This window comes from Brevundimonas sp. (genome assembly GCF_051858995.1).
Lineage (GTDB): Bacteria > Pseudomonadota > Alphaproteobacteria > Caulobacterales > Caulobacteraceae > Brevundimonas.
On record NZ_JBHYGN010000001.1, the window covers coordinates 171,016 to 197,104 of the forward strand.

Here is a 26,089-nt window from a genome sequence, read left to right on the forward strand (position 1 = left end):
GGATCGCCGCAGCGAAATTGTGGCCGCTACCTAAACCGCTCTTTCGTGGGCGAGCCAGTCCGCCGAGGCCATTTCGTTCAGACGCGAGACTGTGCGCTCGAACTCGAAGGCCCCGACACCCTCGGTATAGAGCGCCTCGGGTCGGGCGGCGGCCAGGGCCACCAGCCGGGTCCTGGCCTCGTACATGGCGTCGATCAGGGTCACGAAGCGGCGCGCCTCATGGTGGTTGGCGGGACCCAGCACCGGCACATCCTCGATGAAAATCGTGTGGAAGCGCGAGGCGATGGCCAGATAGTCCTGCGGCCCCAGCGGGCGGGTGCAGAGTTCTTCGAAGGTGGCGCGGGCCATGCCGCCCGCCGTCCGTTCGACTGCCACATCGCGACCCAGCACCGTCAGATGAACCGGCTCCTCCGGCTCGCCGCCGCGAAGTTCGAACCACAGGGTCTCGAAGGCTGTCCGCTGGTCCGGGGTGAACCAGACCGGCGAGCCCATCAACCGGTCCAATCGCCAGTCGCGGGCGCCGTCGATCTCGACCACCACGCACCGCTTCTCGATCTCGGCGATGAAGGGCAGGAAGAGCTGGCGGTTCAGGCCGTTCTTATAGAGGTCGGTCGGCGCGCGGTTCGAGGTCACCGCCAGCACCACCCGGCGCTCGAACAGGGCCTCGAACAGCCGGCCCAGGATCATGGCGTCGGCAATATCGGTGACCTGCAGCTCGTCAAAGCACAGCAGCCGCGCCTCTGACGCGATCAGCTCGGCGATCGGCTCAATGGGGTCGTCGCCCTTGTGCATGCCGAAGACGGCCTGCCGGGCCTTCCTGTCGCCCTTGCGCCACTGGTCGACCAGCCTGTGCACCCGGGCCATGAAGGCGTGGAAATGGGCCCGGCTCTTGCGCGGCTCGGGCGACGACGAGACGAACAGGTCCATCAGCATGGACTTGCCGCGCCCCGGCGGTCCCCAGATGTAGAGGCCGCGCACCTCGGGCTGTTTGCCGAACAGCCCTTTCTTCGCCAGATCGATCTCGAGCCGCTCCAGCGCCGTGATCAACGGCTCCTGCGCCGGGTCAGGAGTCAGCACCCCCTCCTGGATACGGATGTCATAGGCGGAGCGGATGCGGGAGGTCATCCCCTCCGGCATAGCCTTGCTGCGACCGCGAGAAAAGCCGTGATCCGGCCCAGCGCATAAGCAACGCCTATGGATCGGGACGCGGTTCTCGGGCTCGCTGACCCAGGCCCCACTGCGAAACCGATTGCTTCGCGCCTGCGAAAGACTACATGCAGACCCGTACGATCACACTTTACGCGCTGATGTCAGCGCGTCCGAAGGACACACCAAGATGGGCTATCGCGTCGCCATCGTAGGCGCCACCGGCAATGTCGGCCGGGAGATGATGAACATCCTCGAGGAACTGGAATTCCCCGTCGATGAAATGCACGCCATCGCCTCGCGAAAATCCAAGGGCATGGAGGTCGCCTTCGGCGATCGCACCCTGAAGGCCCAGGACCTCGAACAGTTCGACTTCTCCAAGGTCGATCTGGTCCTGATGTCGGCTGGCGGCAAGGTGTCCAAGGAGTGGTCCGAGAAGATCGGCAAGGCCGGTCCCATCGTCATCGACAACTCGTCCGCCTTCCGCATGGACCCGGACGTGCCGCTGATCGTGCCGGAAGTGAACCCGGACGACATCAAGCTGGCGACCAGGAAGAACATCATCGCCAACCCCAACTGCTCGACCGCCCAGTTGGTCGTCGCCCTGAAGCCCCTGCATGACGCCGCCAGGATCAAGCGCGTCGTGGTCTCGACCTATCAGTCGGTGTCGGGCGCCGGGAAGGAAGGCATGGACGAGCTGTGGAACCAGACCAAGGCCATCTACGGCCTCGGCGACGCCACGCCCAAGGTCTTCCCCAAGCAGATCGCCTTCAACGTCCTGCCCTTCATCGGCTCGTTCCGCGACGACGGCTACACCGATGAGGAAGCCAAGATGTGGGACGAGACCCACAAGATGCTGGACCCGTCGATCAAGCTGACGGTCACCTGCGTTCGCGTGCCGGTCTTCGTCGGCCACTCGGAAGCCGTGACGGTCGAGTTCGACAAATCGATCAGCCCCGACGAAGCCCGCGCCATCCTGCGCGACGCGCCCGGCGTGCAGGTGATCGATAAGCAGGAGGCCGACGGCTACATCACCCCGGTCGACGCCGCGGGCGAGCACGCCGTCTACGTCAGCCGCATCCGGAAGGACCACACGGTCGAGAACGGCCTGTCGTTCTGGGTCGTGTCGGACAACCTGCGCAAGGGCGCCGCCCTGAACGCCGTCCAGATCGCCCAGTTGCTGGACGAGACGGGCGTGATCAAGTCGTCCTCCGGCTACCGCACCCTTACCGTCTAAGACCCTTTCCGTCTCGCCGCTCCCCCGGCGATGGAGAAGCCCATGACCACCGCCACCGGCTCTGACGCGAGCCGCCCCGCCCTGCTGTCCGCTTTCGGCTGCTATGTGCTGTGGGGGCTGATGCCCCTGTTGTTCATGGGCCAGCACGCCATCGGCTTCGACGCGTTCGAGATCCTGGCCCACCGCGCCCTCTGGGCCGTTCTGGTGGCTGGGCTGCTGGTCGTGCTGGCGAAACAGGGCGGGCAGGTGCTCGCGGTGTTCCGCTCGCCGAAGACCCTGGGATGGCTGATGCTGTCCACCGTCTTGATCGCGGTGAACTGGGGCCTGTACGTCTGGGCCACCACCCACCACGCCACGCTGGAAGCCAGCCTCGGCTACTACATCAACCCCCTGCTCAACATGATCGTGGGGCTGTGGCTGTTCCGCGAGAAGATCGACAAATGGGGCTGGGTCGCCATCGGTCTGGCCGCTATCGGTGTCGTTCTCCAGGCGCTGGCTCTGGGCCGCCCGCCCTGGATCTCCATAGCCCTGGCCATCTCGTTCGCCAGCTACGGCGTGATCCGCAAGCGCGTGCCCATCGAGGCGCAGGCGGGTCTGTTCATCGAATGCCTGCTGCTGGCCCCGCTCGGCCTGCTGTGGGTGCTGTGGCTGGTCCACACCGGCGCCAGCGACGGGTTCGACAGCCCGACCAACCTGATGTGGGCCCTGGCCAACGGTCCGGCGACCGTCCTGCCGCTGGCCCTGTTCGCCTGGTCGGCCCGGCGCCTGCCCCTGTCGACCATCGGCTTCATCCAGTTCCTCGCCCCGACCATCCAGTTCGCGGTCGGCGTCTGGGCGGGCGAGCAGCTGACCGGCCTGCGCATCGCCTCCTTCGCCTTCATCTGGACCGGCGCGGGGGTCTTCGCCGCCGCCGCCTTCCTGCGCCAACGGGCGGCGCGGCTGGCGCTGAAGAACAGCGCCAGCGAAGTCGTGAACGGCTAGAGGGCGTCGTAGAGAGCGCTGATCAGTCGCTGCGCGCGCGGGTCGCCGATCAGGTGCGGCGACTGGCGGGTCATCACATAGGCCGCCGACAGACCGCGCGCCGGATCGGCGAAGGCGCAGCTGCCGCCCCAGCCGCAATGGCCCACCGCGTCCGGGTTGGTCCCGAAGATGTTCAGCCCGGCGTTGCGGGTGAAGCCGGCGGCCCAGCTCATCTGATAAGGCAGCACCCGATCCTGACCGTGGATGCGTTCGCGCGTGGCCGCGGCCAGAACGTCGGACGACAGCACCTGACGCCCATCCAGTTCTCCGCCGTTGGCGATCACCCCGACGATGCGGGCCAGGTCCGTCGCCGTGCCATGGAGATTGGCCGACGGAATCTCGATCATCCGCCACTCCGCCGAGCCGCGCCCGCCGGGCGAGGAGCCCTTGTCGAGGAAGGCCGCCTTCTTGATCGCATCGATCTCGCCGAGATTGGTCGCCTTGGTCGGCTTGCGCATCTGGGCCACGCGGTCGTGCTCGGCCTCCGGCAGGCCGATCCACAGGTCGAGGCCGGGGAAGTCCTCGCGCAGGGCCGTCCCCATGGTCCGCCCGTCGACGAGGCGGAATAGTTCGCCCGCCAGATAGCCGATGACGATCGGACTGTATCCTGACGCGGTGCCCGGCGCCCACATCGGCGCCTGGGCGCACAGCCGGGCCAGCGTCGCCTCGCGATCAAACCAGATGGCGGGGTCTTCGGGCGTGTCGAAGCCCGGCAGGCCCGCCTGATGGCTCATCATCTGGGCGACGGTGATCTGGTCCTTGCCCGCCCGCCCGAACGCCGGCCAGTAGCTGGCGACCGTCGCCTCATAGTCCAGCAGCCCCCGCTCGACGCAGGTGGCGATCAGCAGGGCCATCACCGCCTTGCCGGTCGAGAACACCGGCGTCAGGGTCCGCTCGCCGAACGGGATCGTCCCGGCCGCGTCAGCCGAGCCGCCCCACAGGTCGATGACCGTCTCGCCGCCTATTCGGACGCTGAACCGCGCCCCCTGCTCGTTCAGCCCCTCCGGCGCATCGGTGAAGTTGGCCGCGAAGGCGTCCTTCACGGCGGCGAACTCGGACGGGCAGACGCCGTGGATGTCGGGAAGATCGGTCATGAGAGGGGTCTAACTCCGACGTCCGCCCCTGTCACCGCCGCCGATCCGCCGACGCCTCCCGCGCCGCCTCGAACTCCGCGCCCTCATTCCAGCGCGGCCACTCGCGGCTGTCGGCGAGATCGCGACCGACGGCATAGAGTAGGTTCACGTCCACGGCGGCGGCGTCCATCACCCAGTCCGGGGTCCATTCGTCCGAGGGCTTGTGATAGCGGTTCTGGACGTAGTCACGGCTGGCCTCGTTATGACCGGTGAAACCGGCGGCGGCGAACACGGCGGGCACGCCCATCCGGGCCAGAGGGAAGTGGTCGGAGCGATAGAAGCCGCCCGCCTGCGGGGCCGGGTCGGGGATCAGACGGCGCCCCTGTTCGGTGGCGCGACGCTCGACCCAGCGGTCCGTCTCGCTCTTGCCCGCGCCGATGACCACGATCTCGGACGAGACGTCCGTGCCCGGAAGGAAGCTGTCCATGTTGATGTTGGCGACCGTCGTCTCCAGCGGCCAAACCGGATTGGCGGCGTAGTATTCGGCGCCCAGCAGCCCCGCCTCCTCGGCTGTCCAGGCGGCGAAGGCCACCGACCGTTCCGGCGGCGGCCCCGCCTTGAACATCCGGGCCAGCTCGATCATCGCCGCCACGCCCGTCGCATTGTCCACAGCGCCGTTATAGATGTCGTCTCCGTTCTGAGGCTTGGCGCGGCCATAGGCGTCCCAGTGGGCGCCGTAGAGGACCGTCTCGTCCGGATGCTCCGAACCCGGAATACGCGCCAGGATATTGCGGCTCTCGATGGTGGCGTGGGTCTGGCCGAAGTCGATCGACATGGTCACGCCCGGCAGCTCCACCGGCGTGAAGGCCTCGCTGCGGGCCTGATAACGAAGCTGGGCGTAGTCCAGCTTGGCGTCGCGGATCAGCTGTTCGGCCACATCGCTCTGGATCCAGCCCTGGGCCGGGACCCGCTCGGCTTCCCAGTCGGCGCGCACGATGTCGAAGTCCGGCGCCGTCGATGAGCCCTCCAGCACGCTCCAGCCGTAGCCGGCCCCGGCCGTGTCATGGATGACCAGCACGCCCGCCGCGCCCTGCCGCGCCGCCTCTTCGAATTTGTAGGTCCAGCGGCCGTAGAAGGTCATCGCATTGCCGTCGAACCGCTCGGCGACCGGGTGTCCCTCGGGCGCGCCGAAGTCCGGATCATTGACGATGACGAGGATGATCTTGCCCCGCACATCGAAGGCCTTGAAGTCGTCCCAGCCCTTCTCCGGCGCTTCGACGCCATAGCCGGCGAAGACCACGGGCGCGTCGGTCAGGGTGATGCGATCCACCGGTCGGTCGCTGGCCACGAGGATCTGCGGTCCGCGCTCCAGCGTCCGCACCTGCCCGTTCACCGTGGCGGTGATGGTCGCGGGGCCCGACTGCTGGGTGCGGCTCAACCGGGCGACCTGCACCCACTGGCCGTCAGGGCCGCCGGGTTCGAGCCCCAGGGCCTGAAACTGGCTGACGACATAGTCGACAGTCTTCTGCTCACCCGGCGTCGCGACGCCCCGCCCCTCGAATTCATCCGAGGCCAACACCCGCGTGTGTTCATTCAGTCGGGCGGGATCGGCCTGCTGGGCGTGAGCGGCGCCCGCCAGACAGAGCAGCGCCGTGGTCGAAACGAGAATCGATTTCAGGCGCATGGTTTACTCCGGGCGGTCAGGACGAAGCGGCACCCTGCCCCGCGACGCCCAGCCAGTCCATCACGCCGTCCGCCGCCACCACGCCAGAGGCGAAGCTGGCCTGTAGTAGATAGCCGCCGGTGGGCGCCTCCCAATCCAGCATCTCGCCCGCGACAAAGACGCCCGGCATAGCCTTCAGCATCAGCCCGTCCGTGACCTGATCCAGCCGCACCCCGCCCGCCGAGGAGATGGCGCGCTCCAGCCCCTGCACCCCGGTCAGGGTCAGGCGCACCGCCTTGATCCGTCGCGCCAGCTTGTCCGCCCCCTCGGGCACCGGACCAGGAATTTCCCGCATTACGCCCACCGCCGCCGGGGACAGGCCGCCCGCCTTGCGCAGCCAGTTGCTGACGCTGTCCTTGCCCCGCGGCTTGGCCAGCCGGGCCGCCAGCGCCTCGACTGACAGGTCCGGACGCAGATCCACCACCAGCTCGACCGCGCCGTTCCGCGCGATGGCGTCGCGCAGGCCCGCCGACAGGGCGTAGATCGCGCCGCCTTCCAGCCCGTAGCGGCTCAGCATCACCTCGCCACGAACGCTCTGCCCGGCATGACTGAGCCCAACCGTCTTCAGCGGCTGACCGGCGAAGCGTTCGATCAGGACCTCGCTCCAGGCCACATCGAAACCGACATTGGACGGTCGGAAGTCCATGACCTCCACACCCGCCGCCCGAAGCTCGCTCGCCCAGCCGCCGTCCGAGCCCAGACGCGGCCAGCTGGCGCCGCCCAGTGCCAGGACCAAGGCGTCGGCCTGCTCGACCGTCTCGCCTTCCGGCCCTGTGAAGACCCAGCCGCCGTCGCGGCGGCCGATCCAGCGCGACCGGGTCCGCACCTCGACGCCCAGGTCGGACAACCGGCCCAGCCAGGCGCGCAGCAGGGGAGACGCCTTCATCGCCCTGGGGAAGACCCGGCCCGAGGAGCCCGTGAAGGTCGCCTGCCCCAGCCCCTCGACCCAGCCGATCAGGCGGGTCGGCGAGAACCGCTCCAGCCAGCCCGCCACCACCGGCGCGGCCTCGTGATAACGGCCCAGAAAGCCGTCCAGCGGCTCAGAATGGGTCAGGTTCAGCCCGCCGCGCCCCGCCATCAGGAATTTGCGCGCCACTGAGGGCATGGCCTCGTGCATCACAACGCGGACGCCCGCGGTCGCCAGCCTTTCGGCGGCCATAAGGCCCGCGGGGCCTGCCCCGATCACATGGACGGTCTTCATCGGTGGACCTCAAGCGCGGTTCGCGCGGCGGCGCAACCTCAGACCGCTGCGGCCTCGCGTTCACCGGGGACGTTGGGATCGGGCGCGGTGTCGGCCTTGCGGGTGTCCTGACGGCGCGGCAGCCGCCAGACCTGCCCGACCTCGAACCGCTCACCGGTCCAGTTCATGGCGCTGACCGTGATCTCGTGCTTGTCCCAGTCAATCTGGTTGAAGCCCGCCGGAACGCCCCGCTCGCGATGCGACAGGGTCCCGCAGCCGATCGCATAGGAGCAGTGGTCGCCCAGATTGATCGGCAGGGCGAAGGGCACATGGACGTGGCCCGTGGTGATGATGTCGACCCCCGCCTCGGCGAAGATCAGCGCCGCCTCGTCGCCCCGCTTCACATCGCCGGTCATCGGCGTGCCGATCATCTCGACCAGCGGATGGTGACAGGCCAACACCCTGAGCGCGCCGACCGGCGCCTGACGCAGGGCCTCAGCGGCCTTGCGCGTCTGGGCCAGGTCGATCACCCCCTTGGACCAGTTGGGGCGCGCCTGCCATCCGCGCGCCGTCACGACGCCGCGCACCATCAGGTTCGGGCTCAGGAACTGGTGATCATGGGCCGGGTGGCCGGTCGCCTGCTCGAACGCCTTCCACGGACGGAACAGGCGCGCGGTCAGGCTCCAGTAGGGAACGTCGTGGTTGCCCACGATGACGAAGCGCGGATCGGGCATGCGCCGGATCCACTCGCCCGCCGCCGCGAACTCATCGGGAAAGCCCTGCTGGGTGATGTCGCCGGTGATCAGGATCAGATCGGCGGGATTGCCGTGGGCGTAGTCCAGCGCCGCGGCGCAGGCCCGCTTGTGCTCACAGCCGAAATGGATGTCCGAGAACTGGAGAATACGCCCCACTAGACGGCGTCCTCCGCCGCGGGCGGGATCGGCGCCAGCGCCTTGAAGGCCTTCCGGATGAAGCGGACGCTGGCCTCGTGGCGAAGCTGGATCGGTTCCCCATCGATCACCGCCGGAATACGCGACCGGGCGCGAACGGCCACCTTCTGGGTGGCGCGGGTGCTGACGGCGGGGTCATGGCGCCAGTCGTCCATCACCGCATGCGCCGCCAGCCGGAAGGCCTCCATGGCGTCGCTGGGGTTCATGGCGGCGGCCTCCAGCCCCGTGTTTTCTTCCATGGCGCGCGAGATCATTGGGCTGATCAGAACCAGCGCCTCGGCGCGTCGTTCCTTGCGACCGTCCAGCGAGAACCGCAGCCGCCCGCTGAAAGCCCGCTTCAGGGCCCGCCGGGCGTGTAGCCAGGCCAGTTTCACCTTGCCGGTCCGCATCGCCTCGCGCGCGGGCGCCCACAGGGCCGGAGAGCCCATGATGGCGGCGCAATAGAAGGACTGGGTCACCTCGCCGTCGGTCACCTCACCGCCCGCCACGTCCTGCGGCGCGCCCTCTTCCAGCGCCCGACGCAGGGCCAGCTTCCAGTCGGCGGTGCCGTACAGGGCGCGAGGCAGCATATTCATGGTCCCGCCCGGCAGCGGCGCGACCAGCGGCCCGTCCGGCCCGGCGCGCGAGGCGATGGTCCCCGCGGTGCCGTCTCCAGCCAGGACGAACAGGACATCCGGCTTCGCGTCCAGCGCGGCCTGGATCTGCTCATCGAACTGCCCGCCCTCCAGCGACACCACCGAGGCTTCGCAGTCGTATTCCGACAGAATGGCCTCCGCCTCTCCGGCTGCGCGCGGCCCCACGCTGCCGGACAGCGGATTGACCAGCATAAGCACGCGCGACAGCGCCAGATGCGGCGTCAGCGGACGCGTTTCGACCACCGCATCGCTGGACGCGGACGTCTGATCGGAAACCGTAGCCGTTGGGTCGCTCATTCCGCCCGAACGCCCCGCGACCCGGGATGTTCCGGCGACGCGCGCGTCGCCTGGCGGCTTATCTCTTCAGTTCGTCCGTGGCGGCGGCCGCTCCGGCCTGAGCGGCGTCGCCGGCCTTGTCCGCGGCGGCGCCGGCGGCGTCGACGGCTTCGTCCGCGACCTTTGGGGCCTCGCCCTTGACCGTTGCCACCAGGCTGGAGATCCAGCCATCCATGATCGCGCCACCTTCTGCCAGCGAACGCTCCTTGACGCCCAGAACGGCCGTCAGGACCCCGAACACCGCCAGCAGGGTCACGATCACGCCCACCACGGGGTTGGAGCCGCGACGGCGCTTGCTACGCGCCCACACCGGGCTGTGATCGCCATCGTCCGCCATACGGACCGGTTCAGAAAAACGCATACGAAAACCCCCGTCTGCACCTGGAAACCCCGGCAGACGCCCTCCGCGCCGCCAGGAACAAGCCTAATACAGGCTTAATCTTGAATATAGGCCGGGGAACCGTACAGCTTATCCAGCGTTCTCCCCCACGGGGCGAACCCGAGGGATGAAGGAACTCACCATGAAGAAGGCGATCATCGCGATTGCGGCTGCGGGGCTGATGGCTTCGGCCTGCGCCAGCGACGGCTACGGCGGCCCGAACGAAACGGTCCGTCAGGGCGCTATCGGTGCGGGTATCGGCGCTGTCGCCGGCGCCATCATCGGCAACAATGTCGGAAACGGCAACGCGGGCACCGGCGCGGCCATCGGCGCAGTCGTCGGCGGCGCCGCCGGCGCGATCCGCGGCTCCTCGCAGGACCGCGCGAACCAGCGTCGCTACACCGACAACCAGGGCCGGTACTACTATTGCTACGACGGTCGTCAGGACGAGTGTTACTGGGAAAACGGTCAGCGCCGCTACTAGGACGCGCGGGCTGGAAGCCTGAAGTTCAAGGGGCGGTTCGTCGGTGACGGGCCGCCCCTTTTCATGCGCCGCCCGGGGCTGGGCGGGGGAGAGGGGATCACATGAACAAGACGCGGCTGATCATGATCGCGCTGGGCGCGGCGGCGGTGGCCGGGTGCGGCTGGACACCGGGGATGCGGGACAGGAGCGCGCTGGTCGCCGAGACCTCGTCCTGCGCGCCGAAGCGGTTCGAAGTTTATTTCGCTGAGAATGAGGCGCGGCTGACGACGCCGGCGCTGCAGGCCATCGGCCTGACCGCGACCCAGTTGCAGGGCTGCGACATTCGTCGGGTGCGGGTCACCGGCCTGGCCTCGGCCACGGGCGGGGTGGAGTCCAACCTGAACCTTTCGGAGCGCCGCGCCGTGGCGGTCGCCGAGGCCCTGGTCGCCGCCGGATGGCCGACCCCGGCGTTCGAGCTGGGCGCGGTCGGGGACGCCGGAGCGGTCACGGCCGCCGGGACGAGCGAGCCCATGCGCCGCCGCACCGAGGTGGTCGTGGACGCCGCTCCGCGTCGCTGAGGCGACCTGACGCGATCAGCGGACGGTGACGGAGAGGGGGGCGAGCGGCTAAGGTCCCGCCTCCCCAGCGAGAGACCATCGCGTGCGCCGCCTTCTGTTCCGTATCCTGATCCTGCTCGGCCTGCTGGCGGCCCCCGGCCTGGCGCTGGCTCAAGCCGGCCCGCAACGCAGCGAGCGGATCGAGGCCGAACTGGTCTCCATGACCCGCTGGGCCGTGCCGGGCGGGACCGCCGTGGTGGCGATCCGTCAGGACATCCAGCCCGGCTGGCACACCTACTGGCGCAATCCGGGCGACAGCGGCGGCGCGACGACCCTGACCTGGACCCTGCCCACCGGCGTCCGCGCGGGCGAGATCGTCTGGCCCCTGCCCGAGCGGCAGCGGCTGCAGGGGCTGGTCAACTACGGCTATGAGGGCAAGGTCTATCTGCCCGTCCCCGTTGAGGTGCCCGCCTGGGCGAAGCCGGGCTCGTTCCTGCCGCTGACGGTCAAGGCCCTGTTCCTGGTCTGCAGCGCCGAAATGTGCGTGCCGGACGAGCTGACCCTGAAGCTGGACCTGCCGATCCGCGAGGGCGCGGCGCCACATGATCCGGCCCATGGCGAGGCCATCGCCCGCATCCTGGAACAGGCGCCCCGCCCCGCCGGGATCACCGCCCGCGCCACACTGGACAACGGCGTCCTGACCCTGACCGCCACCGGCGGTCCTCTGGCCGGACAGGACCCCGGCCCCAGCTATTTCTTCCCCTATGAGAGCGGGACGGTCGACCACGCCGCCGCCCAGACCGGGTCGTGGGGACCGAACGGCCTGACGCTGGTGCTGACCGCGGGCGGCAAGGTGCTGTCCGGCGACCTGACCGGCCCGGTGACGGGCGTACTGGCCACCTCAAAGGGCGCATACGAGATCACCGCCGAGCCGGGCGCGGTCCTGCCCGGCGCCACCGGCTTGGGCGAGCTGGACGCCCTGCCCGACGCGGCCCCGGCGGTCGAGGCCCCTGCGGGCGACTGGATGGTTTTCGCCCAGGCCATGGCCTTCGCCCTGCTGGGCGGGCTGATCCTGAACCTGATGCCCTGCGTCTTCCCCATTCTGGCGATGAAGGCCGCCGCGCTGGCCGCCTCGGCCCATGACGCGCGCCGGTCGCGGATCGACGGGCTGGCCTTCCTCGCGGGGGTTCTGGTCACCTTCCTGCTGCTGGCCGTCGCCCTGCTGGGGCTGAGGGCGGCGGGCGAGGCGGTGGGCTGGGGCTTCCAGCTGCAGTCGCCGCCGGTCACCGCCGGTCTGGCCCTGCTGATGCTGGCGGTGGCGCTGAACCTGTCTGGCGTCTTCCATGTCGGCGCGGGCCTGCAGGGCGCGGGCTCGGGACCGCTGTCGCGCCTGCCCGGCGGCGTGGGCGCCTTCTTCACCGGGGCGCTGGCCGTGATCGTGGCCGCCCCCTGCACCGCCCCCTTCATGGCCTTCGCCCTGGGCGCGGCCCTGCTGATGCCCTGGCCGATGGCGCTGGCGGTTTTTCTGATGCTGGGGCTGGGCCTGGCCCTGCCCTATGTCGCCGTCAGCCTGAGCCCGCGCCTGCTGTCGAAACTGCCCCGTCCGGGCGCCTGGATGGACCGGCTGAAGAGCCTGCTGGCCTTCCCGATGTACGGCGCCGCCCTGTGGCTGGCCTGGGTGTTCAGCAACCAGACCGGAGCCGAGGGGCTGGGCCTGCTGTTCGTGGCCGGTCTGGCGGCGGCGGCGGGCCTGTGGCTGGTCGGCGCGGGTCAGGCGCAGCGGACACTGGGCCGCCGGGGTGTGATCCACACGACGGCGGGCGCGGTGCTGCTGGTGCTGGCGGGCGGCGCCCTGACCCTGGCCGCGCGCGCGCCGGTCGAGGCGCGTTCAGGAGAAGCCGAAGCCGCCGGTCCCACCGCCTCGCCCTGGTCGGCGCAGGCGGTTCAGGGCGCGCTGGCGCAGGGCCGTCCGGTGCTGGTCAACTTCACCGCCGACTGGTGCGTAACCTGCAAGATCAACGAGCGCACCTCCCTGACCGCCCCCGGCGTGAAACGGGCGATTGAACAGTCGAACGCCGTCTATCTGGTCGGCGACTGGACGCGGCGTGATGACGCGATCACCGCCGAACTGCAGCGCCACGGCCGCTCGGGCGTTCCCCTGTACCTGCTGTACCGCCCCGGGCAGGCCGAGCCCGAGGTCTTGCCGCAACTGCTGACCGAAGGCGTCGTCATCGAGGCCCTGAAGCCCTGATCGCCCGAAGGAGATCGCCATGATCCGTTCACTGACCATCGCCCTCGCCGCCCTGACCCTCGCCGCCTGCCAGCAACAGGCCGCCGCCCCCGCCGAGAAGGCCCGGGCGCCCGCCTCCCCCCCGGCGACCGCGCCGGGCGCCATGCCGATGGCCGGTCAGGCCGCCCCGGCCTTCATCCTGGTCGACGCCCAAGGGACGTCGCGTTCGCTGGCCGACTTCCGTGGGAAGATCGTGGTGCTGGAGTGGACCAATGAAGGCTGCCCCTATGTGAAGAAGCACTATTCCGGGGCCATGCAGGCCCTGCAGCGTGAGGCGGGCGAGGACGGCGTGGTCTGGCTGAGCGTCATCTCCTCGGCCCCCGGCACACAGGGCTATGTCGAGGGCGACAGCGCCCGCAACTGGCAGACCCGCATGGGCGCCCACTCGACCCACCTGCTGCTGGATCCCACCGGTCAGGTCGGCAAGCTGTACGGCGCCAGGACCACGCCCGACATGCGCGTCATCGACCGCGAGGGCCGTCTGGTCTTCGTCGGCGGCATCGACGACAAGCCGACCAATGACGTCGCCGACCTGCAGGGCGCCACCAATTTCGTCCGCGCGGCGCTGGACGACGTGATGTCCGGCAAGCCGGTCCGGACGACGTTTGCGACGCCTTACGGGTGTTCGGTGAAGTACGCGGGGGAGGCGTAGGTGCACTCCTCCCTCTCCCGGCGGGAGAGGGACTACACTTCCGGCTGCGGCGGCGCCGTGATGACTTCGACGTTGTCGTTCAGCAGATAGTGGAGTTCGTCCAGCGCCACCCGGCGCTCGGCCGGGCTGGCGGCGGCTTCCACGGCTTCGACCTTTTTCGGCATGTCTTCCGAGATGCCGCGCAGGATGCATTTCAGGTCGCCGTCGGTGCCGCGTTCCTTGAGGATCAGGTGGCCCTGCATGTCCAGCGCGGCCAGTTGGGCGGCGCGGACCTTGAAGCCGGTGAAGGCCTCGCCGGTCAGGAAGTTGGGCTGGTCGGCCATCCCGGCGTCCAGCCAGCCCTGCACCACGCCGCGCAGATCGCCCGAGCGGGTGACGATGTCGGCGAACAGGGGCTCGCTCGCCACCGAGACCGGCGCGCCCGCGGGGGCCGGGGGCTGTTCCGCCGCGAGGGCGACATTCGGGTCCGTCAGGAGCAGGGAGAGAGCCAGGGCGACGCCGCAGGACATGAAAGCCTCCTCAGGCAACCTCAATTGTTTTGCCGAATCACCGATTCGACGTTGAACCGACTTACGCCCGACCCGTAAACGAGGGTTTACCCCTCCCCACGCCGCGCCCGCTTCGAGACTGCAGATGACCGCTCGCAAACAAGCCCTGGACCTGCTCCGCGCCGTGGCGCGCAAGGATGCGGGCGCGCGTATCGTCCATCACTTCGCCACCGATCCGGGCCGGATGGACCGGATGAGTGTGGATGCCGCGGGCCTGTATCTGGACCTGTCGAAACAGGCGTGGAGCGCCGAAGGCTTCGAGGCCGCGCTGGATCTGGCCCGCGCCTGTGACGTCGAGGGTCGCCGGGCGGCCCTGTTCGGCGGCGAGGCGGTCAACAACACCGAGGGCCGCGCGGTCCTCCACCCCGCCCTGCGCGCCGCCGACGACGCCGATTTCCACGCCTTGGGCGAGGCCGTGTCGAAGGAGGTCAAGGAGACCCGCGACGCCATGGCCGCCTTCGCCACCGACATTCGCTCGGGCGCCGAGACGGGCGGCACCAAACAGCCCTTCACCGCCATCGTGCACATCGGCATCGGCGGGTCGGACCTGGGCCCGCGCCTGCTGTGGGATGCGCTGAAGCCGCTGGAGCCGACCATCGACCTGCGCTTCGTCGCCAATATCGACCCGCGCGACATGGCCGAGGCCCTGGCCGGCCTGGACCCGGAAACGACGCTGGTCGTGGTCGTGTCCAAGACCTTCACCACGCAGGAGACCCTGGCCAATGCCGAGCTGGCCAAGGCCTGGCTGGCCGAGAGCCTGTCGCCGCGCCGGATGGTGCGCCACCTGATCGGCGTCACCGCCGCGCCGGAGAAGGCGAAGGACTGGGGCTGTGGCCGCACCTTCGGCTTCCGCGACTGGGTCGGCGGTCGTTACTCGCTGTGGTCGGCGGTGTCCCTGTCGGTCGCCGTCGCCCTGGGCTGGGACGTGTTCGAGCGCGTGCTGGACGGCGCCCGCGCCATGGACGAGCATTTCGCCCAGGCGGATCTGGAGAAGAACGCCCCGGTGCTGCTGGCGCTGGCGCAGATCTTCAACGTCGAGGGGCTGGATCGCCACGCCCGCACCGTCGCCCCCTATGCCCACGGCCTGCGCCGCCTGCCCGCCTTCCTGCAGCAGCTGGAGATGGAGTCGAACGGCAAGCGGGTGAAGCGGGACGGCGCCCCCGTCGACACCTCGACCGGCCCGGTCGTCTTCGGCGAGCCCGGCACCAACGGTCAGCACGCCTTCTTCCAGCAGATCCATCAGGGCCCGATGGTGGTTCCGGCCGAGTTCGTGGTCGTCGGCCACACCTCCGAGACCGCCATGGACGCCCGCGAGGGCGACGCCCCCCTGTGGTCCAATGCGCTGGCGCAGGCGCAGGCCCTGATGGTCGGCAAGACCGAAAAGGAAGCGCGGGCCGAGCTGATCGCGGCGGGCGCCGATGAGGCCGAGGCCGACCGTCTGGCCCCGCACAAGACCTTCCCCGGCGACCGCCCGTCCTCGACGATCCTGATGGACGCCCTCAGCCCCGAAGCCGTCGGCGCCCTGCTGGCCCTCTATGAACACAAGACCTTCGTCGAGGGCGTGATCTGGGACATCAACAGCTTCGACCAGTGGGGCGTCGAACTGGGCAAGGTGCTGGCCAGGGCCATCCTGAAGGACGTCGAGGCGGGCGAGCCGTCCGCCGGGCTGGACCCGTCAACGGCGGAGCTGATGAAGCGGTTGATGGTGTAGGAGTGAAGCTGGCTATCCGATCAGCAATCTGAGAGACGTCGCTGTCACAGCTAACGCGCTTGCGCCTATCGCTAGCTTGGTTCCTCCGCAGAAGGCGTAAGTGTTGCGCATGAGCTCCCACCAATAGGCGAGCCGAGCTGCAGAGAGCCCGATGCGATCAACGTTGTATTCATACCCGATCTGCATTTCGAGAACGGCCGTTTCGCGATGCTTTGCTGGTGTAAAGAAGCACACAAGTGCCTGCCCAACCCGAGGAGCGGTATAGGGATCGCGCCTTAGCTTCGCTTCCAGCGAAGCTATACGGCGCCGAAGCAGCACAATCCTGAATCTTCCGATCAAGAGCTTCAGCTTTCCGATCCCAAGAATCGCGGACCCTATGGCAATAACCAAATACGCCATGCTGAAGCTTTTCACCGCCAAGCCCACCCCTAGGGTACCTTCCGGACGCGACTTCCATTGATGATGAATCCGCCAGTGGATGGCGACGAAACGCTGGAAACGATCGTCCGGGGCCTCACCCGTGCTCATGCCGGTGCTCCTTGCCAGCTCTGATGGCTCGGGGCCAAAATTCCTTGAGCCTGCAAGACGGAAGCACCATGAGCAGTAATCTGATAGATGCGCTTACGGCGCCCCCCCCGCTTGTTATCCGGCTCGCTCCAACCTGAAGTGACGAGTCCCTTGTCGGTCATACGGTCTAGTGCGGTGTAGACAGCACCTAAACTGGGTGCACGGCGGCCAGTCTGGGCCTCAATTGTGCGGGCAATCGTTAGCGCATAATTTTCATTAGAAGTTCGAAGCAGGGCCCTCAGTAGCTCTTCCTCAAAAACGCCTAGCTGGTCTCTCGGCATTTCATATCTCCTACAACGTAGGAAATATAAATCATATCGAGATCGGGGTCAAAAGCCGAGGATCGGAACACCCAGCACGCCCAAGAAAAAGGCGGTCCCCGCTTCCTGGGAACCGCCTTCCTCGCCCACGCGTCCGGCCTGAACTCAAGCGACCGAACGGAAGCGCAGCTGATTACCAGCGACGGTCGTAGCGGTAGTCGCGACGGTCATCGCGGCGGTCACGACGCCATTCGCGATAGTCGCGGCGTTGTTCCCAGCGCGGGTCGCGGCTGTTGATGCCATGCTCGCGTTCCCAGTGGCCCTGGTTCCGGTAGCACTGACCGCCGCGGTAGTAGCCGCAGTCGTCGCCACGATTGCTGGAGGCGGCGCCGACCGCGGCGCCGGCCAGGGCGCCACCGGCGATATAGGTGCCGTCGCCATTGCCGATCAGGGCGCCGGCCAGACCGCCGACGACGGCGCCGACCACGGCGTTTCGACCGGTGTTGTCACGGTCGCGGCTCTGGGCCTGCGCCGGGGCTGCGGCCATCAGGGTCAGGGCGCCGACCAGGGCCGGCGTGGCGAAAGCGATTTTCGAAAGCGTCTTCATGGTCGGGTCCTTTCAGAACGGTCCGGCGCTCTTCGCCGGGGTGTGAGGACGGTTATGACGGGGCCAGCCTGAACAGGCCGGGAGGGGACCGTTCAGGTTCGGTTCACCTTGCATAAATCGCTGTAATGTCGGCTGATGCCGGAGAAACCGGGGAGACGTGGGTGAAACGGCTGTGGGGGATGGCGATTGTTGGGGCGGCGCTGACGCTGGCGGCGACGCAGGCGTTCGCCCAGACTCCGCCCGTGGTGCAGGAACCGCCGCCGCGCCCGACCGCCCCTCCGCCGCCGCCCCCGCCTCCTCCGCCGCCGATCGATGACGTGCGCCTGTCCGCCGCCACCGAGGTCGATCCCATTCAGGCCATCCTGCGGCGCGAAACCGATCCGCAGGCGGCCGCCGACGCCTTGGTCGCGCTGGGCATCGAACGCTACGGCGCCAATGACGCCGACGGCGCGGCGGTGGCGCTGAAGGCCGCCATCGAAACGCTCGAGACCCGGTTGGGCCGTGACTCCAAGGCGGTGGCCCATCCGCTGGCGGTGCAGGCGCGGCTGAAGCTGGAGAACGGCGACTATCCGGGGGCCCTGGCCGATATCGAGCGGGCCCTGTCGCTGCTGGACGAGGCGTCCTCCGACCCGCTGGAGCGGGCGACGCTGATCTATGACCGGGCGCGGGTCTTCGACCTGCTGGGCCGCAATGAGGAGGCCGAGGCCTCGGCCCGCGAGAGCCTGACGATCCGTCGCGCCCAGCTGGGCGAGGTGCATGAGAAGACCGCCGACAGCCTGAACCTCGTCGCCAACGCCCTGACCGCCCAGGGTCGCCATGCCGAGGCCGACCCGCTCTATCGGCAGGTGCTGGGCATGTATGAGGTGCTGTACGGGCCGGACGACTTCCATGTCGCCATCGTGCTGTCCAACCTCGGCAACTCCCTGCGTCGCACCGGGCGGGCGCATCAGGCCGAGCCGCTCTATGTGCGGGCCGTCACCATCGCCGAGGGGGCCAATGATCCTGTCCTGCTGGCCCAGTGCCTGACCAACTACGGCTGGTTCCTCCATGTGACGAAGCAGGGTGACAGGGCAGAGGCCCCCTTCCGCCGGGCGCTGGAGCTGGCGCTGGATATCGTCGGGCCGGATCACCCGTTCACAGGCAACGCCCGGGCCAATCTGGGCTTCGCCCTGTCCGATCAGGGCCGCTGGACCGAGGCCGAGACGCCGTTCCGCGAGGGGCTGGCGACCTATGAGGCGGGCGTGGGGCCGGACAGCCCGGACCTGCTGGAGACCCTTATGGGCTACGCCGCCGTGCTGGACCGGCTGGGCCGGGGCGAGGAGGCGGAGGGCCTGTACCGCCGCGCCCGGACCATCGCCGCCGACCGCCTGCCCCCCGCCCACGCCACCGCCCTGACCGGAACCGAACAGTACGCGGGCTTCCTGATCCACCGGGCGCGGTCAGACGAAGCGCTGGTGCTGGTGCGCGGCGGGCTGGGCGACCTGCTGGGCCAGCAGGCCCGGGGCCGCGACTGGCGCACCCGCGTGCGCGGCGCCCGCCCTCTGTTCGCCCGACAGGTCGAAGCCGCCTGGACCCTGGCCGCCGCTACGGATTGAAACCTGGCGAAATCTGTCGACGCACCGCTTGACGGTCGGGACCCTGCCGCCTACCTGCCGCTCGCGTTAGCACTCTCGCCCGTCGGCTGCCAAAGCGGCGGCGGGCGGCAGGGCCGCTCATCGTTTCAGAAACGCCCCGCTCAGGGGGTTCAGAGGAGACATTCAATGGCGTTTCGTCCGCTCGGCGATCGCGTGCTCGTGAAGCGCGTGGAAGAAGAATCCAAGACCAAGGGCGGGATCATCATCCCCGACACCGCCAAGGAAAAGCCGCAGGAAGGCGAAGTCATCGCCGTCGGCGCCGGCGTCCGTGACGACAGCGGCGTCGTCCAGGCCCTGGAACTGAAAGCCGGCGACCGCATCCTGTTCGGCAAATGGTCGGGCACCGAGATCAAGATCGACGGTGAAGACCTGATCATCATGAAGGAATCCGACGTGTTGGGCGTGCTGTCCTAAGCACCCGCGTCTGATCGCCTAACTCCAGAAATTCATACCAGACAGGAGCAGCCGCCAATGGCCGCCAAGATCGTACAATTCAACACGGATGCCCGTGACAAAATGCTCCGGGGCGTCAACGTCCTGGCCAACGCCGTGAAGGTCACGCTGGGGCCGAAGGGCCGCAATGTCGTGATCCAGAAGTCGTTCGGCGCCCCGCGCTCGACCAAGGACGGCGTTTCGGTCGCCAAGGAAATCGAGCTGGAGGACGCCTTCGAGAACATGGGCGCCCAGATGATCCGCGAAGTCGCGTCCAAGACGAACGACAAGGCGGGCGACGGCACCACCACCGCCACCGTCCTGGCCCAGGCCATCGTGCAGGAAGGCCTCAAGGCCGTCGCCGCGGGCATGAACCCGATGGACCTGAAGCGCGGCATCGACAAGGCGGTCACCGCCGTCCTGGCCGAGGTCAAGGCCAGCTCCAAGCCCGTTTCGAACAACTCGGAAATCGCCCAGGTCGGCACCATCTCGGCCAACGGCGACGCTGAAGTCGGCGGCCTGATCGCCGAAGCCATGGCCAAGGTCGGCAACGACGGCGTCATCACCGTCGAGGAAGCCAAGACCGCCGAAACCACCGTCGACATCGTCGAGGGCATGCAGTTCGACCGCGGCTACCTGAGCCCCTACTTCATCACCAACGCGGACAAGATGGAGGCCCAGCTCGAGGAGCCGCTCATCCTGCTCCACGAGAAGAAGCTGACCAGCCTGCAGACCATGCTCCCGATCCTGGAAGCCGTGGTCCAGTCGGGCCGTCCGCTGGTGATCATCGCCGAGGACATCGAGGGCGAGGCCCTGGCCACCCTGGTCGTCAACAAGCTGCGTGGCGGCCTGCGCGTCGCCGCCGTCAAGGCTCCGGGCTTCGGCGACCGCCGCAAGGCCATGCTGGAGGACATCGCCGTCCTGACCGGCGGCCAGGTCATCTCGGAAGACCTCGGCATCAAGCTTGAGAACGTCACCCTCGACATGCTGGGCCGTTCCAAGAAGATCACCATCACCAAGGACGACACCACCATCGTGGAAGGCGTCGGCGAGAAGGACGCGATCGAGGCCCGCATCGGCCAGATCAAGGCCCAGATCGAAGCCACGACCTCGGACTACGACAAGGAGAAGCTGCAGGAACGTCTGGCCAAGCTGGCCGGCGGCGTCGCCGTCCTGCGCGTCGGCGGCTCGACCGAGGTCGAGGTCAAGGAGAAGAAGGACCGCGTCGACGACGCCCTGAACGCCACCCGCGCCGCGGCTGACGAAGGCATCGTCCCGGGCGGCGGCATCGCCCTGCTCAAGGCCTCCAAGATCCTGGCCGACCTGAAGGGCGACAACGCCGACCAGAACGCCGGCATCGCCATCATCCGTCGCGCCCTGCAGGCTCCGATCCGTCAGATCTCGGAGAACGCGGGCGTCGAGGGTTCGATCGTCGTCGGCAAGGTGCTGGAGTCCACGGACGCTTCGTTCGGCTTCAACGCCCAGACCGAAGAGTACGGCGACCTGGTCAAGATGGGCGTCATCGACCCCGCCAAGGTCGTCCGCACCGCCCTGCAGGACGCCGCCTCCGTGGCCGGCATCCTGATCACGACGGAAGCCGCCGTCGCCGACGCCCCCAAGAAGTCGGGCGGCGCAGCCCCCGACATGGGCGGCGGCATGGGCGGCATGGGCGGCATGGACTTCTAAGCGGATCGAGGCGGGCCCAGCCCGCCTCGGGACGCCCCGGCGAAGGCCGGGGTCCGGAACGCTCGGTCGTTACAGGCTGAGAACGAAGAAGGCGCCCCGGGAGACCGGGGCGCCTTTTTTGGCGGCGTGGGAAACGCCTCTGCTTGCCAAGGAACGCCCTCCGACCTTAGCCCGCTTAACCGAGAGGGAATTCTGGCTCGGTCGCTTCGTGTACTTCGCAATTCATTTCGCCGCGTCCGCATAGGCCAAGAATTCCGCGTGCGGAGTCCGACTTGTCGTCCAAGGTCGATTGCTGGCAAAACCTACGGGACGGGAACGCCGGTCGCACCGCGTGAGAACCAACAGCCGCTTTGCGCGGGAGATGCCGACGAAGAAGACCGAGCGCTCTGCGGCCGGTTTTCCCCAGAAGGTTTGCGCCTCGATACCCGGCAGGATTACGGCTTCAAATTCAAGGCCCTTACTCTTGTGCATGGACATGATGCGCACAGCGTCATCTCCGCCGAAGGCAGCGAGCGCTTGGGCAGGATCAGCGCCCCGACCAATCAACGTGCCAGCCCGGATAATCGTGTCATCGATCAGTTGGTCCAACCGGTTACCGTGCGCATAGTCTGCCGACATGGCCACTACCTCGGCGCGCCCAACGGTCTGCATGAGTGCAGAAACCACCGTCTTTAGGTCGGTCGTGTTCGTCAGATCGATCTGCTTGGCGAGGACGCGCGCCCGTAGCGCTTGGACCGTCTGATTCCAGACCAGACGTCTTCGATAGTCCCGTTCGTCATTTTGGCCTTCGTCGATCATTACCTGGTCGAGGAGGCGGCGGTGCACGGATGCTTGGCTGTCGCTCGTGAGAACGAGCAAGAAGTCTATGATCAGTTTGGCGATGGGTTCAGAGGCAAGATCCTGCGCAACGTCCTCCTCACGGTACGGGATGCCTGCCTTATTAAACGCGATGGTCAGGCTTTGAGAAAAGAACTTCTGTTCGCGACTGTAGAGAACGGCGATCTCCGACAAAGGAACGGATTGCGTGTCAACGAGCTCACGAATGAGGTCGACTAAGGCGGCGGCCTCCGCCGCTTCGTCATCCAAAGCCAGGATACGAACCTCGCCAGCATCTCCAACGATCGCATCGTCCGCCAAGGCGGCTGGCGCATCCATAAACTTCACCATGGCGTTTTGCATGCGCCGTAGGCGCGGCTCTGAACGGAAGTTCTGATAAAGGTTCAGAGGAACGGCATCGAAATCTTTGGCGAAGGTTTCGAACACGCCTTCTAACGCACCGGCCCAGCCCATGATGCTCTGTTTGGTGTCACCAACTGCCGTCAGAACCGCAAGGGATCCCAAAAAGCATTCTTTGACCAAGGCATACTGATCGGTCGTGCAGTCTTGGAATTCGTCGAGGAACACGTGACTGTAAGTTTGACGCACTGCGTTTCGAGCGACCCGGTTATTCGAGATGATTGTTTGAGCCAAAGGCACCATGTCGCTGAACATGATGGACTGATGTTGGATGCGCGCCGAGCCAACAGCGTAGTCGGGGTTCAGTGCATCAGCGCCTTTCAGAGCGGGCCGGAAGCGGTCAATCAGCCGTTTGCCGAAGGCGTGAAAGGTGACGCTGTCAAGACGCGCGGCGAGATCCGATCCGCACCGTCGCCGCACGCGGGCTTTCAGGTTTTGTGCAGCATCAACCTTGAACGAAATCGCGAGAATGCGGCGTGGATAGGGGCACACACCTGAGCGAAGCAAAAAATCTGCCCGCTGGGCCAGCATTTCAGTCTTGCCAGCACCAGGGCCTGCGGTCAGGGCGAGATTCCGTTGTATCTCTTGGGCGGCGCGCAGCGCATTGGGCTCTAAAGAAAGCCCGTCTGACGGTGACCATCGATCAACCGTGATCATTCGGGGAGCGCCTCAAGTTTGGTCTCGATCTCGGCGATCATGCGGTTGAGCACAAGCGGCATATGCGCAATCAGGTCGGCGTCGCTAAGCTTCGAGAGCGCCTTAACGTGCTGGCTAGGTTTGCTGCCAAGTTTGAAGCTTCGATGGTAGAAGCCAAACAGCTCCTGCTGCTCTTTCGTGTACTGAGCGGCAAAATCGCCGTGCGATTTGCCCAACACGGCAACGGCCGTCTGCGCGTCGGGGGGGTCGAGGTCGATTATGTCGATAACCCCGTACGCATCGGGAAAGGCTTCGACCATCACGAAATCTAGGTCCAATGGGGTCGAGAAAAACACGCCCTGTTGCTCTAACCATGGGAGCCAGCCGTCCGTTGACGCGAGCAAGTGTTTGGTACCGTTCCATACGGGAACTCCATTGATCATGGCTTGGTCCAAACCGATGGGGTCGCCGTGATTGAGTAACTGCTGGAGGGCAGTTTTTACGCGCCCCCATCCCCCTTGATGGCGGCCAAGGTCGAGGTCCAAAAGGGTGACGTGCGGTATTCCCAACCCGTTCAGGAGCCGCCAGAAATGATTCACGTGTCGTCCGCCAAGCGGCACCACCGAAACCGAGGCATCGTCGGCGAGGACTCCTTTGGCGCTGAGCAATCGCGGAAGGACCACCTCCTCGGTGTCGCCCTCTCCCAAGATTACAAGCCGTGCGAAATAGAGTTCAGGAAACGCACGCACCGCTTGGCGCACGTATTTCTCGGCCTCTGCCTCGTCGGGCAAAGCGATGGTCGCCACCGTCGTACAGCGTTGGGCGTTAAGGCGTAGATAGCGGATCGCTTCGGGGTCAACCCGCCGAAGGAGAGATGGTGCATGTGTGGCTATGACGCTTTGAGCATCGCGGCCTTTGCCTAGTGCGGTTAGGGTACGGGCCACTCGTCCCAGATAATGCGGCGAAAGACTGTTTTCAGGTTCCTCGACGGCCAACAAGGTGAAGAGCGGTGGTCGGAGCTTGGCGACATCGAAAGCTTTTAGTTCGCCGGTGATCGCTCGCTCACCGATCTCACGAACCGCAAGCACAAGGCCGATGTAGAGAAGCGATTGCTGGCCATCGCTTAGCCTCGAGAAATCAACGTTTGGCGCCTCATGCCCGGGCGTGAAGCCGAGTGTCAGGTGCCGCAGAAGCGTTTCCATCGCGCTGTGGCCGAACGAAAGCGAGGGGTCGGCGTAGTATTTCCCCTTATGCAGGTCCAACCACGCTTTCGCGACTTCCCTACTAACTTCTTTAACGGCTGCGTTGCTGCTTAGTGCGCTTGAAATCTCTTGGGCGAATTGCTCGATGGCCTCCCGCTCGACACTCCAATTCGCAGCGCGCAATGCTCGACCCAATAGTGCGTTGGTCGAGTAGGAAATATGGTCTCCGGGGTTGCGGCGGGCCGGGAGGTAGTGAACCTGCACAGCGTTGCGATCATGTTTTGAGACGCGACTTAGCTCTACCGGTTTGCCGTTCGCCTCGACCCTGATGACCGAATTGAACGCCTCCTCAATATCGCCGTCTTGGTCAATCTTCGCATCGAGCCGGAAACGCACCCTAACGGTCTCATCGTCGGTCTCCATCCGCATGTGGGCGAAATGGGTGGGCACCGCGGCGAGTTGTTCTCCACTCTGCAGATCCGCGCTTAGCTCTGGAAACTCAAAATCGGCTTCAAGCCACAGGCTCCGCTCTGGGGGCGTATCGACCTCATCAAAGGCGACATGGAAATCCGAAGCCCTCACCTTCCTCTGAGCGGGATCAAGTCCGAACATCCGCACCAAAGCGAGAAGAACAGTCGTTTTGCCTGCACCGTTAGGACCGAGCACGAATGTTGTGTCGTCGAAATCGATGCCGACCGGCTCCGGACCGAAGCACCTGAAATTGCACAGTCGCAGCTGAACAAGCTTCACTCGCCGCCCCCCTCGTAGGTGTACCGCGCTCCCGATCGCACGCGGCAGTTGCGTCGTGTATGACCTAGAATCCCGCATAGTAAAATGTGGGATTCTCTGCTCCCGAGACTCCACGTCTGGCTCTCAAGGTTATCGTCCGCCCTCTGCCAGCACACCAAGGTCGAGCGGGACCAGGTGTGGCCACTGGCTTCGGTGCGCCTCAAGGACACGCATGAGCTTAAGAATCCTCAACCACCGGCTACACCCGGTCGCCCCCTTCCCCGCGAAGCGGACAGGTGAAGGGGGTTTGGTGCGTGGAGTGCCCCTTCCACCGTCCTTCGCCGCTGCGCGGTGGGGGAGGATGGGGGAGCACCGGGAACACCGCTGGCTTCCCGCCCATTCCGTCTCCGTAAGCAAACGGAGCCTCCCCATGACCGACCCCAAACCCCCGCTCGACGAAGAACTGGAAGACCTGCGCGAGGACGCCGAGGCGCTGGAGCGGCCGGGGCGGGCGATACCGCTGCCCAAGGACGAAGACGAGGACGACGGGGTGGGGCCGACGACGAGCGTCGTGCCTTGAGGGTGCGGCGGTTGAGCCTGGGCGAGGCCGTGTTCGAGCGGTCGCCGGGGCAGGACGCCGACATCTTCACCGCCGATGGGATCGAAGCCTCGGACGGCGGGCCGGTGACGGTCGGCTATGGCCGCTATGGTCCCGATCAGAGCCTGACCGAGACGATGAAGGTGCATGACACCCTGGTCGTGCTGGAAGGGCGGCTAACGGTGGAGAGCGACGGCGGCGGGATCGAGGACGCCGGGATCGGGGATATCGTCCATATGCCCAGGGGCGAGACGGTGACGATCCGGGCGGGGGCCGAGGGGGCGGTGACGGCTTATGTGACCTGGCCGCACTGGCGCGGGGCGTCGGGGGACTGAGTTTGGGGCGCCCTGCTTCGCTCGGAGAGCTTCGCAGGGTAGTCCTCCCCACGGTGTGGGGAGGAGATGGGGAGTGTGCGTGGGGTGGGCGCCCCTCCACCCTGCTTCGCCGCTGCGCGGCTTCGCAGGGTCCGGTCGTCCGGTCGCCTCCGGCGACCGTTCCTCCACCCCCGCAGGGGGAGGAACTCCAAGCAAGGCTGGCGCGACGAAACAGCCTGAAAACAGGGGGTTGGCAAAAAGATTCGGTGATCTTCCAGCGGCTGCTGT

The 26,089-nt window shown here is 67.1% G+C and carries 25 protein-coding genes; 12 read left to right on the forward strand and 13 right to left on the reverse strand.

The annotated features are described in order from the left end of the window. Nucleotides 1–30: 30 nt before the first annotated feature. On the reverse strand, nucleotides 31–1,125 hold the full coding sequence (gene zapE / locus ACTIEF_RS00890) for a cell division protein ZapE (RefSeq protein ID WP_439470298.1): 1,095 nt from the start codon (nucleotides 1,123–1,125) through the stop codon (nucleotides 31–33). A 211-nt stretch (nucleotides 1,126–1,336) separates the two neighbouring features. On the opposite strand from zapE, the gene ACTIEF_RS00895 reads away from it, so the two are divergent. Beyond that, nucleotides 1,337–2,383 carry an aspartate-semialdehyde dehydrogenase gene (locus tag ACTIEF_RS00895; RefSeq protein ID WP_439470299.1) on the forward strand — a complete coding sequence of 349 codons (1,047 nt, stop codon included), beginning with the start codon at nucleotides 1,337–1,339 and terminating at the stop codon, nucleotides 2,381–2,383. A 42-nt stretch (nucleotides 2,384–2,425) separates the two neighbouring features. After that, complete coding sequence (gene rarD, locus ACTIEF_RS00900) at nucleotides 2,426–3,364, forward strand: EamA family transporter RarD (protein ID WP_439470300.1); 939 nt, start codon at nucleotides 2,426–2,428, stop codon at nucleotides 3,362–3,364. Here the strand turns inward: rarD and ACTIEF_RS00905 are convergent. The 6 genes from ACTIEF_RS00905 to ACTIEF_RS00930 are packed head-to-tail and all read right to left on the reverse strand — an operon-like array spanning nucleotide 3,361 to nucleotide 9,661. Continuing rightward, nucleotides 3,361–4,497 carry a serine hydrolase domain-containing protein gene (locus tag ACTIEF_RS00905; RefSeq protein ID WP_439470301.1) on the reverse strand — a complete coding sequence of 379 codons (1,137 nt, stop codon included), beginning with the start codon at nucleotides 4,495–4,497 and terminating at the stop codon, nucleotides 3,361–3,363. The genes rarD and ACTIEF_RS00905 overlap by 4 nt on opposite strands. A gap of 31 nt (nucleotides 4,498–4,528) precedes the next feature. Further along, nucleotides 4,529–6,160, reverse strand: coding sequence for a M20/M25/M40 family metallo-hydrolase (locus ACTIEF_RS00910; RefSeq protein ID WP_439470302.1), 1,632 nt, complete (start codon nucleotides 6,158–6,160; stop codon nucleotides 4,529–4,531). 16 nt (nucleotides 6,161–6,176) lie between these two features. Further along, nucleotides 6,177–7,400 carry an NAD(P)/FAD-dependent oxidoreductase gene (locus ACTIEF_RS00915; RefSeq protein WP_439470303.1) on the reverse strand — a complete coding sequence of 408 codons (1,224 nt, stop codon included), beginning with the start codon at nucleotides 7,398–7,400 and terminating at the stop codon, nucleotides 6,177–6,179. A gap of 38 nt (nucleotides 7,401–7,438) precedes the next feature. Further along, nucleotides 7,439–8,290, reverse strand: a complete 852-nt coding sequence (locus tag ACTIEF_RS00920) for a metallophosphoesterase family protein (protein ID WP_439470304.1) — start codon at nucleotides 8,288–8,290, stop codon at nucleotides 7,439–7,441. After that, nucleotides 8,290–9,261, reverse strand: coding sequence for a diacylglycerol/lipid kinase family protein (locus ACTIEF_RS00925; protein WP_439470305.1), 972 nt, complete (start codon nucleotides 9,259–9,261; stop codon nucleotides 8,290–8,292). Before ACTIEF_RS00925 ends, ACTIEF_RS00920 begins: the two co-directional genes overlap by 1 nt. A gap of 58 nt (nucleotides 9,262–9,319) precedes the next feature. Next, entirely contained in the window at nucleotides 9,320–9,661 is a 342-nt protein-coding gene (locus ACTIEF_RS00930) for a hypothetical protein (RefSeq protein WP_439470306.1), read from the reverse strand. 145 nt (nucleotides 9,662–9,806) lie between these two features. Between ACTIEF_RS00930 and ACTIEF_RS00935 the strand changes: the two genes are divergently transcribed. The 4 genes from ACTIEF_RS00935 to ACTIEF_RS00950 all read left to right on the forward strand — a co-directional run bounded on the left by ACTIEF_RS00935 (nucleotide 9,807) and on the right by ACTIEF_RS00950 (nucleotide 13,641). Further along, nucleotides 9,807–10,163, forward strand: coding sequence for a YMGG-like glycine zipper-containing protein (locus tag ACTIEF_RS00935; protein ID WP_439470307.1), 357 nt, complete (start codon nucleotides 9,807–9,809; stop codon nucleotides 10,161–10,163). Between the two features lie 101 nt (nucleotides 10,164–10,264). Beyond that, on the forward strand, nucleotides 10,265–10,720 hold the full coding sequence (locus ACTIEF_RS00940; RefSeq protein WP_439470308.1) for an OmpA family protein: 456 nt from the start codon (nucleotides 10,265–10,267) through the stop codon (nucleotides 10,718–10,720). A gap of 82 nt (nucleotides 10,721–10,802) precedes the next feature. After that, on the forward strand, nucleotides 10,803–12,950 hold the full coding sequence (locus tag ACTIEF_RS00945; RefSeq protein ID WP_439470309.1) for a protein-disulfide reductase DsbD family protein: 2,148 nt from the start codon (nucleotides 10,803–10,805) through the stop codon (nucleotides 12,948–12,950). Between the two features lie 19 nt (nucleotides 12,951–12,969). Continuing rightward, on the forward strand, nucleotides 12,970–13,641 hold the full coding sequence (locus ACTIEF_RS00950) for a thioredoxin family protein (RefSeq protein WP_439470310.1): 672 nt from the start codon (nucleotides 12,970–12,972) through the stop codon (nucleotides 13,639–13,641). Nucleotides 13,642–13,673: 32 nt separating this feature from the next. On the opposite strand, the gene ACTIEF_RS00955 is transcribed toward ACTIEF_RS00950, so the two are convergent. Next, nucleotides 13,674–14,150, reverse strand: a complete 477-nt coding sequence (locus ACTIEF_RS00955) for a hypothetical protein (protein WP_439470311.1) — start codon at nucleotides 14,148–14,150, stop codon at nucleotides 13,674–13,676. Between the two features lie 124 nt (nucleotides 14,151–14,274). On the opposite strand from ACTIEF_RS00955, the gene pgi reads away from it, so the two are divergent. Continuing rightward, nucleotides 14,275–15,900, forward strand: a complete 1,626-nt coding sequence (gene pgi / locus ACTIEF_RS00960) for a glucose-6-phosphate isomerase (protein ID WP_439470312.1) — start codon at nucleotides 14,275–14,277, stop codon at nucleotides 15,898–15,900. A gap of 12 nt (nucleotides 15,901–15,912) precedes the next feature. Here the strand turns inward: pgi and ACTIEF_RS00965 are convergent, their stop codons facing one another. The 3 genes from ACTIEF_RS00965 to ACTIEF_RS00975 form a co-directional block, all read right to left on the reverse strand. Further along, a complete protein-coding gene (locus ACTIEF_RS00965; RefSeq protein WP_439470313.1) occupies nucleotides 15,913–16,428 on the reverse strand; it encodes a hypothetical protein in 516 nt (171 codons plus the stop codon). Continuing rightward, entirely contained in the window at nucleotides 16,425–16,748 is a 324-nt protein-coding gene (locus ACTIEF_RS00970; RefSeq protein WP_439470314.1) for a PadR family transcriptional regulator, read from the reverse strand. The genes ACTIEF_RS00965 and ACTIEF_RS00970 overlap by 4 nt, the downstream gene beginning before the upstream one ends. A gap of 172 nt (nucleotides 16,749–16,920) precedes the next feature. Continuing rightward, on the reverse strand, nucleotides 16,921–17,334 hold the full coding sequence (locus tag ACTIEF_RS00975; RefSeq protein ID WP_439470315.1) for a hypothetical protein: 414 nt from the start codon (nucleotides 17,332–17,334) through the stop codon (nucleotides 16,921–16,923). A 179-nt stretch (nucleotides 17,335–17,513) separates the two neighbouring features. Here ACTIEF_RS00975 and ACTIEF_RS00980 point away from each other — a divergent pair, with 179 nt between their 5' ends. From ACTIEF_RS00980 to groL, 3 genes are all read left to right on the forward strand, one after another. Beyond that, a complete protein-coding gene (locus tag ACTIEF_RS00980; protein ID WP_439470316.1) occupies nucleotides 17,514–18,929 on the forward strand; it encodes a tetratricopeptide repeat protein in 1,416 nt (471 codons plus the stop codon). A 165-nt stretch (nucleotides 18,930–19,094) separates the two neighbouring features. Further along, complete coding sequence (gene groES / locus ACTIEF_RS00985; protein ID WP_439470317.1) at nucleotides 19,095–19,382, forward strand: co-chaperone GroES; 288 nt, start codon at nucleotides 19,095–19,097, stop codon at nucleotides 19,380–19,382. Nucleotides 19,383–19,439: 57 nt separating this feature from the next. Further along, nucleotides 19,440–21,086, forward strand: coding sequence for a chaperonin GroEL (gene groL, locus ACTIEF_RS00990; RefSeq protein WP_439470318.1), 1,647 nt, complete (start codon nucleotides 19,440–19,442; stop codon nucleotides 21,084–21,086). Nucleotides 21,087–21,308: 222 nt separating this feature from the next. Here groL and ACTIEF_RS00995 read toward each other — a convergent pair whose 3' ends face one another. Both ACTIEF_RS00995 and ACTIEF_RS01000 read right to left on the reverse strand, forming a co-directional pair. Then, nucleotides 21,309–22,979 (reverse strand): UvrD-helicase domain-containing protein, encoded by a 1,671-nt coding sequence (locus tag ACTIEF_RS00995; RefSeq protein ID WP_439470319.1) that lies wholly within the window; start codon nucleotides 22,977–22,979, stop codon nucleotides 21,309–21,311. Continuing rightward, nucleotides 22,976–24,910: an ATP-dependent nuclease gene (locus ACTIEF_RS01000; RefSeq protein WP_439470320.1), complete on the reverse strand. Its 1,935-nt coding sequence runs from the start codon at nucleotides 24,908–24,910 to the stop codon at nucleotides 22,976–22,978. Before ACTIEF_RS01000 ends, ACTIEF_RS00995 begins: the two co-directional genes overlap by 4 nt. Nucleotides 24,911–25,319: 409 nt before the next feature. On the opposite strand from ACTIEF_RS01000, the gene ACTIEF_RS01005 reads away from it, so the two are divergent. Both ACTIEF_RS01005 and ACTIEF_RS01010 read left to right on the forward strand, forming a co-directional pair. Continuing rightward, nucleotides 25,320–25,469 (forward strand): hypothetical protein, encoded by a 150-nt coding sequence (locus ACTIEF_RS01005; protein WP_439470321.1) that lies wholly within the window; start codon nucleotides 25,320–25,322, stop codon nucleotides 25,467–25,469. Nucleotides 25,470–25,480: 11 nt separating this feature from the next. Continuing rightward, entirely contained in the window at nucleotides 25,481–25,822 is a 342-nt protein-coding gene (locus tag ACTIEF_RS01010; RefSeq protein ID WP_439470322.1) for an ethanolamine utilization protein, read from the forward strand. Nucleotides 25,823–26,089: the final 267 nt, after the last annotated feature.